The organism is Cellulomonas biazotea (assembly GCF_004306155.1).
In the GTDB taxonomy this organism is placed as follows: Bacteria; Actinomycetota; Actinomycetes; order Actinomycetales; family Cellulomonadaceae; genus Cellulomonas; species Cellulomonas biazotea.
This window is the reverse complement of record NZ_BIMR01000314.1, coordinates 1-6988: the sequence shown is the minus strand read 5'-3', so window position 1 is coordinate 6988 and position 6988 is coordinate 1. Positions and strand designations below refer to the sequence as shown.

At 75.5% G+C, this 6988-nt stretch carries 7 protein-coding genes; 3 read left to right on the top strand and 4 right to left on the bottom strand.

Annotated elements, in window-relative coordinates; translation table 11 throughout:
• Positions 1-36: 36 nt before the first annotated feature.
• Positions 37-342 (bottom strand): hypothetical protein, encoded by a 306-nt coding sequence (locus tag CBZ_RS17570; RefSeq protein WP_130782771.1) that lies wholly within the window; start codon positions 340-342, stop codon positions 37-39.
• Between the two features lie 133 nt (positions 343-475).
• Between CBZ_RS17570 and CBZ_RS17565 the strand changes: the two genes are divergently transcribed.
• Both CBZ_RS17565 and CBZ_RS17560 read left to right on the top strand, forming a co-directional pair.
• A complete protein-coding gene (locus CBZ_RS17565; protein ID WP_130782770.1) occupies positions 476-853 on the top strand; it encodes a hypothetical protein in 378 nt (125 codons plus the stop codon).
• Between the two features lie 76 nt (positions 854-929).
• Positions 930-3605 carry a phosphoenolpyruvate carboxylase gene (locus tag CBZ_RS17560; RefSeq protein WP_246013514.1) on the top strand — a complete coding sequence of 892 codons (2676 nt, stop codon included), beginning with the start codon at positions 930-932 and terminating at the stop codon, positions 3603-3605.
• A 158-nt stretch (positions 3606-3763) separates the two neighbouring features.
• Here the strand turns inward: CBZ_RS17560 and CBZ_RS17555 are convergent, their stop codons facing one another.
• Entirely contained in the window at positions 3764-4252 is a 489-nt protein-coding gene (locus CBZ_RS17555) for an NUDIX domain-containing protein (protein ID WP_130782768.1), read from the bottom strand.
• A gap of 60 nt (positions 4253-4312) precedes the next feature.
• Between CBZ_RS17555 and CBZ_RS17550 the strand changes: the two genes are divergently transcribed.
• Entirely contained in the window at positions 4313-5323 is a 1011-nt protein-coding gene (locus CBZ_RS17550; RefSeq protein ID WP_130782767.1) for a sigma-70 family RNA polymerase sigma factor, read from the top strand.
• Between the two features lie 19 nt (positions 5324-5342).
• On the opposite strand, the gene CBZ_RS17545 is transcribed toward CBZ_RS17550, so the two are convergent.
• Together CBZ_RS17545 and CBZ_RS17540 are read right to left on the bottom strand one after the other, a co-directional pair.
• On the bottom strand, positions 5343-6221 hold the full coding sequence (locus tag CBZ_RS17545) for a ferredoxin reductase (protein ID WP_373862195.1): 879 nt from the start codon (positions 6219-6221) through the stop codon (positions 5343-5345).
• Complete coding sequence (locus tag CBZ_RS17540) at positions 6209-6811, bottom strand: sulfite oxidase-like oxidoreductase (RefSeq protein ID WP_130782766.1); 603 nt, start codon at positions 6809-6811, stop codon at positions 6209-6211. The genes CBZ_RS17545 and CBZ_RS17540 overlap by 13 nt, the downstream gene beginning before the upstream one ends.
• Between the last annotated feature and the right edge of the window lie 177 nt (positions 6812-6988).

The following is a 6988-nucleotide window of genomic DNA, read 5'->3' as shown; positions in this document are numbered from 1 at the left end:
GGGTCACGCCGGGTGGCGCCCGAGGTGCCCGCGCCGCTACGAGGGGTCGAGCGCGCCCCCGAGCGCCGTGACCAGCCTCGACGCCGCCCGCCTGCCGCGTCCCCAGTCGAACAGGACCCCGTTCTCGTGCGGCTCGATCGTCAGGTGGGTCGCGTCGCCGAGGGTCGCGACCCGGATCTTCAGCGTCGAGCCCCACGAGAACGACGACACGTCCTTCGCGAGGGTGAGGACCGCCGGCAACGCGCCGGGGTGCACGGCCCAGCCCTGGGCGCGCGCGACCTGGTCGATCTCGGCGCGGACCTGCTCGGGCGGGCGCGGGACGGTCCCGGTGAAGCTCTTCATCGCGGTCCTTCGGGTCGGGTGGCGGGCGGGGCCAGGAGCCGGTGTGCTCGGGTGCCCGCACCCTACGGCCGTCGGCGGTGCCCACGAGCCGGTTCGGTGCCGCGAGCCGATGCCCGCCGCTACGGTGGCGACCGTGACGGGCGACGACACGACGGCGGGCGGCCGACCGGCGCGGGACGACGCGGCGGTCGCCGGTGGGCCGCGGGCAGGGGACGACGACCCCGGGGCGGCCGACCCGCGTCGCCGGCGCCTGTTCGCTGCCGGTGCCGTCGTCGCGGCCGTGGTCGCCGTCGTGTTCGCGACGGTCGGCGACGGCGTCGACGTCGAGGCGGACGGCCTGCGCGGCCTGCTGGTCGACCACGCGCACACGGCCGTGTGGGTCCTGCTGGCGGCGGCGCTGGGGATCGCGGCCGTCGCGGGACGCTGGCACCGGGTCGCGGGGTGGGTCGCGACGGCCGCGCTGGTGCTCTACGTCGCGTTCCTCGCGGCGTTGTTCGTCGGCAACCCGTGACGGCAGCAGGCCCCTGGATCGGCCCAGCGCCTGGACCGCGGCTCCGGCCGGGCCCGACGTGGCCTATTTTGGCCCGGTGACTGCACCGCTGCCCCCGCGCGACGTCCGCCGTGGCCTCGCCCACCACGAGGTCCCCGAACCCCTGCGCAACGACGTCCGCGTGCTCGGCGAGTTCCTCGGCCGCGTCCTGCGCGAGTCCGTCGGGCAGGACCTGCTCGACGACGTCGAGAAGCTGCGCGAGCTCGCGATCAGCGCCCACGACGAGCCGGACGGCGGCGCGCTCGAGGAGGCCGAGGCGCTCGTCGCGGGCTTCACGCTGCAGCGCGCGGAGCAGGTGGCCCGCGCGTTCACGTGCTACTTCCACCTGGCCAACACCGCGGAGGAGTACCACCGCGTCCGCGTGCTGCGCGAGCGCGAGGCGTCGCTCGAGCCGAACGACCTCGCGCCCGACGACTCGCTCCCGGCCGCGGTCGAGAAGGCCCGCGAGGAGCTCGGCGTCGACGTCGTGCGCCAGCGCCTGCAGGAGATGGAGTTCCGTCCGGTCCTGACGGCCCACCCGACCGAGGCCCGTCGCCGAGCCGTGTCGAAGGCGATCCGGCGCATCGCGGAGCTCGTGGGCGAGCGCGACATCCGCAGCCGCGGCGGCATGTCCATCGCGGAGAACGACCGCCGCCTGCTCGCCGAGATCGAGACGCTGTGGCGCACCGCGCCGCTGCGCCAGGCGAAGCCGACGGTGCTCGACGAGGTCCGCACCGTCCTCAACGTCTTCGAGTCGACGCTGTCCGACGTCCTGCCCGCGGTGTACCGGCGGCTCGACGACTGGCTGCTGGGTGACGACGCCGGGACGCGCGCGCCCGAGGTCCGCCCGTTCGCGCGCCTCGGCTCGTGGATCGGCGGCGACCGCGACGGCAACCCGAACGTCACCGCGGAGATCACGCGAGCGGCCGCGGTGCTCGCGTCCGAGCACGCGCTCGCCGCGCTCGAGACGTCGGCACGCCGCACGGCCGACGGCCTGACGCTGGGCGTCGACACCACGCCGCCGTCGTCGGAGCTCAACTCCCTGTGGCAGCGGCAGCGCCTGCTCTCGGAGCAGCTCGGTGCGCAGGTCGCGGCCGACGCCCCCAACGAGCCGCACCGCCGCGTGCTGCTCGTCGTCGCCGAGCGCGTCGCGGCGACCAAGCGGCGCGACGCCGACCTGGCGTACGCGACGCCGGCCGAGCTCGAGGCCGACCTGCTCGTCGTCCAGCGCTCGCTGGTCGAGGCGGGCGCCGCCCGGTCGGCGTTCGGCGACCTGCAGCGCCTGCTGTGGCAGGTCCAGACGTTCGGCTTCCACCTGGCCGAGCTCGAGGTCCGGCAGCACTCGCAGGTGCACGAGGCCGCGCTCGCGGACATCGCGGAGCACGGCGTCGACGGGCCGCTCGCGGAGCGCACGCTCGAGGTGCTCGACACGTACCGGTCCATCGGGTCGGTGCAGCGCCGGTTCGGCGTCGACGCCGCGCGCCGCTACATCGTCTCGTTCACGCAGTCGGCGGAGCACCTCGCGGCCGTCTACCAGCTCGCGGAGCTCGCGTACGGCGGCCCGGACGAGGTGCCCGTCATCGACGCGGTGCCGCTGTTCGAGACCTTCGCGGACCTCGAGGCCAGCGTCGACATCCTCGAGGGCGCGCTCGCGATCCCGCAGGTGCAGAAGCGGCTCGCCGAGAACGGCCGACGCGTCGAGGTCATGCTCGGCTACTCGGACTCCTCGAAGGACGTCGGCCCGGTGTCGGCGACGCTCGCGCTCGACGCGGCGCAGCGGCGCATCACCGAGTGGGCGCACCGGCACGACATCGTCCTCACCCTCTTCCACGGCCGCGGCGGCGCGCTCGGCCGCGGCGGCGGCCCCGCCAACCGTGCGGTGCTCGCGCAGCCCCCGGGCTCGGTCGACGGCCGGTTCAAGCTCACCGAGCAGGGCGAGGTCATCTTCGCCCGCTACGGCGACCCGGTCATCGCGGCGCGGCACATCGAGCAGGTCGTCGCGGCGACCCTGCTCGCCGGCACCCCGAGCGTCGAGCGTCGCAACGCGGCCGCGACCGAGCGCTTCGCGGACCTCGCGGCGAAGCTCGACGTCGCGTCGCGCACGCACTTCCACGAGCTCGTGCGCGCCGACGGCTTCCCGCAGTGGTTCGCCGAGGTGACGCCGCTCGAGGAGGTCGGTCTGCTGCCGATCGGCTCCCGCCCCGCCCGGCGCGGCCTGTCGGTGTCGTCGCTCGACGACCTGCGCGCGATCCCGTGGGTGTTCTCCTGGTCGCAGGCGCGCATCAACCTCGCGGGCTGGTACGGGCTCGGCACGGCGCTCGACGCCGTCGGCGACCTCGACGAGCTGCGGGCCGCGTACGCGCAGTGGCCGCTGTTCGCGACGATGATCGACAACGTCGAGATGTCGCTCGCCAAGACCGACGAGCGCATCGCCGCCCGGTACCTCGCGCTCGGCGACCGGCCTGACCTGGCCGACAAGGTCCTGTCCGAGATGGCGCTCACGCGCCGGTCGGTCCTCGCGATCACCGACAGCGACGCGGTGCTGTCCCGCCGGCGCATCCTCGGGCGCGCCGTGCAGCTGCGCAGCCCGTACGTCGACGCGCTGTCGCTCCTGCAGCTGCGCGCGCTGCGCGGGCTGCGCACGGGCGACGCGCCCGAGCAGGCGGACGACCTGCGCCGGCTGCTGCTGCTGAGCGTGAACGGCGTCGCCGCGGGCGTGCAGAACACCGGCTGATCCGGGCGCAGGCCGCACGAGGCCCGCGGACCCTGCCCCTCGCCGGGCGGGCGTCCGCGGGCCTTCGCCGTCCCCGGCGACCCGCGCCGGCAAGGACGGCGGACGCACAGCGCCGGACCGGCGACGGGTGCGGTCCGGGGATCGCGCAGGAGGGCCGGTCAGGACGGCAGCGAGATCACCGCGGGCAGCCGCTCGCCGCGTGCGAGGGCGTCGAGCACGATCCGCTCGTGCGGCACGACGGGCTCGGGCAGGGCGGCGATCGGGAACCACGCGAGGTGCTCGGCGCGGTCGGCCTCGCGCAGCACCGCGTCGCCCGTCCACGCGTCGACCTCGAAGAACACGTCGAGGCGCTGCTCCACGGCCGGCCCGCCGCGCTCGAAGCGGTGCAGCGCGGTGAGCGGACGCAGGTCGGCCTCCCGCACGACGATGCCGCTCTCCTCCGCGGCCTCGCGCACGGCGGCCTCGTGCACCGACTCGCCCGGGTCGACGTGGCCCGCGAGCACCGCCCAGTGCCCGTCGCGGTAGCCGGTGCCGCGCCGCAGCTGCAGGAGCACCTCGTCGCCGCGGCGCAGCACGACGTACGCGGCGGCGACCAGCAGCGACCGGTGGGCGAGGTGGTCGTCGGGGGCGTAGGTCTCGTCCGGCATGGGGCGCAGTCTGGCAGGTGGGGTCTCGCGGGTGTCGGTACCGCTCGCTACCGTCGACGGGTGACGATCACGACCACCGAGCAGGACTTCGCGACGCTCGTCGAGCCGCTGCGGCGCGAGCTGCTCGCGCACTGCTACCGGATGACGGGGTCCCTGCACGACGCCGAGGACGCGCTGCAGGAGACGTACCTGCGCGCGTGGCGGGGCATCGACCGCTTCGAGGCGCGCTCGTCGCTGCGCACGTGGCTGTACCGGATCGCGACGAACACGTGCCTCACGCACCTCGAGGGCCGGTCGCGGCGTCCGCTGCCGACCGGGCTCGGCGCTCCCGCGGCCGACCCGGCCGTCGAGCCGCGCGAGGAGCACAGCGTCGCGTGGCTCGAGCCGCTGCCCGACGACGTCGTGTGGGCGCGCCCCACGGCCGACCCCGCCGCCGAGGTCGTGACGCGCGACAGCGTCCGGCTCGCGTTCGTCGCGGCGCTCCAGCACCTCACCGCGCAGCAGCGCGCCGTCCTCGTCCTGCGGGACGTCCTGCAGTGGAGCGCGGCCGAGGTCGCCGACACCCTCGAGCTGACCGTCGCGGGCGTGAACTCGACCCTGCAGCGCGCTCGTGCGCACGTCGCGCGGCTCGACCACGAGCGGCGGGGCGAGCTCACCGACGACCGGCGCCGGCGCCTGCTCGACGCGTACGTCGACGCGTTCGAGGCGTACGACGTCGACGCGATCGTCGCGCTCATGACGCAGGACGTCGTCTGGGAGATGCCGCCGTACCCCGGCTGGTACCAGGGCCGCGCCGCCGTGGCGACGCTCATCAGCACGTGGTGCCCCGCGAAGGGTCCGGGGTCGATGCGGCTGCTGCCGACGTCGGCGAACGGGCAGCCCGCGTTCGGCGTCTACATGCTCGAGGCGGACGGCGTGCACCGGGCGTTCCAGCTCGCGGTGCTCGACCTCGGCGAGGGCGGCGTGCACCACGCGACCGTGTGGTTCGGCGTCGAGCACCTGGTGGCGTGCGGCCTGCCCGCCGAGCTGCCACCTCCCGGGGCCGAGGCCGCGGCGGTCGACGCGCGCTGACGCGGTCCCGGCGCCGCCGTCACGGGCCGGTCGGGCCGAAGCGCTCCGTCCGGATCCGGTCCGGGTCGTGCCCGAGGTCGACCAGCAGGTCCGCGACCGTCTCCACGAACGGGGTCGGGCCGCACACGAACACGTGCGGGCGCTCGTCGGGCGGGACGCACGCGGCCGCGAGGGTCGCCGCGTCGACCCGGCCGACCGGTCCGGTCCAGCCGTGCGGCCCGCGCCGCGTCCACACACGGGTGACCTCCACGCCGGGGTCCGTCGCGAGGTCGTCGAGCTCGGCGTCGTAGATCGCGTCGGGCGGGGTGCGGACCGACACGAGCAGCCGGAACGGGGACCGGGAGCGGGCGCGGCGGCGGGTGCGGAGCATGGACATCAGGGGGACGAGCCCCGAGCCGCCCGCGACGAGCTGCACCGGGTGCGGGTCGGTCGCGTGCCACACGAACCAGTTGCCGACGGGCCCGCGCAGCTCGACCTGGTCGCCGACCTGCAGGTCCTGCGTGAGGTAGGGCGACACCTCCCCGTCCTCGACGACCTGGACGGTCAGTGCGATGCGCTCGCTGCCGTCGGCGGGCGGCGCGCCCGTGGGCAGGCCGAGCGTCCCGGGTGACGCGAGCGAGTAGGAGCGCTGCGTCGAGTAGCCGTCCTCCGCGGTCAGGCGGACGTCCACGTGCTGGCCGGCCATCGCGCCGCGCCAGCCGGGGACGTCGAGCTCGAGCGTCGTGGCGGTCGGCGTCTCCGGGCGCAGCGCGACGAGCGTCGCGACCCGCCAGGGCAGGTGGTACGGGACGTCGTCGGGGGACGTCGGGGCGACCTCGTCGAGGACGGGCTCGACCGCCTCGACCTCGCCCGCCTCACCGCCCGTGCCGGTGGACCGGTCGTCGGTCAGTCGCCCCAATACCGCTGCTCCTTCCACGGGTCGCCGTACGCGTGGTAGCCGAGCTTCTCCCAGAAGCCCCACTCGTCCTGCGTGAGCAGGTCGATGCGCCGCACCCACTTCGCGGACTTCCAGAAGTAGAGGTGGGGGATCAGGAGCCGGGCAGGTCCACCGTGCTCGGGCGCGAGCGGGGCCCCGTCGTACTCGTACGCGATCCACGCCTGGTCGCCGCGCAGGTCCGCCAGCGGGACGTTCGTCGTGTAGCCGCCGTCACAGTGCGCGAGCGCGTACTGCTCGTCGTCGCCGACCTCGACGGCGTCGAGCAGGCGGTCCAGGGACACGCCACGCCACGACGTGTCGAGCTTGGTCCACTTGGTGACGCAGTGGATGTCCTTGACGACGTCGTCGGCGGGCAGCGCGGTGAGCTCGGCCCACGTCCACGTCGCGCGCGGGCCGTCGGCGCCGCCGATCGAGAACGTCCACGTCGCGAGGTCGGTGCGGGGCGTCGGCCCGGCGGACAGCACCGGGAAGCCGCGTTCCAGGTACTGGCCCGGGGGCAGGCGCGGGTCGGCGGTCCGGCGGCCGCGGAAGCCGCGCGAGACGATCGCCATCAGCGGCGGGGCGCGGCGGTCGCCGCGCAGGTCGGGACGTGCACGGGTGCGGGTGCCATCGTCGCTCCGGTCGGCTCGGGGTCGCTCCGGGCCATCATGGGCCGCGGTCGGCGCCCTCCGCCAGAGCGCGCGGGCAGGTCACGGCCGCCGCGGTCCGAGGACCGTGCGGCCGTGACC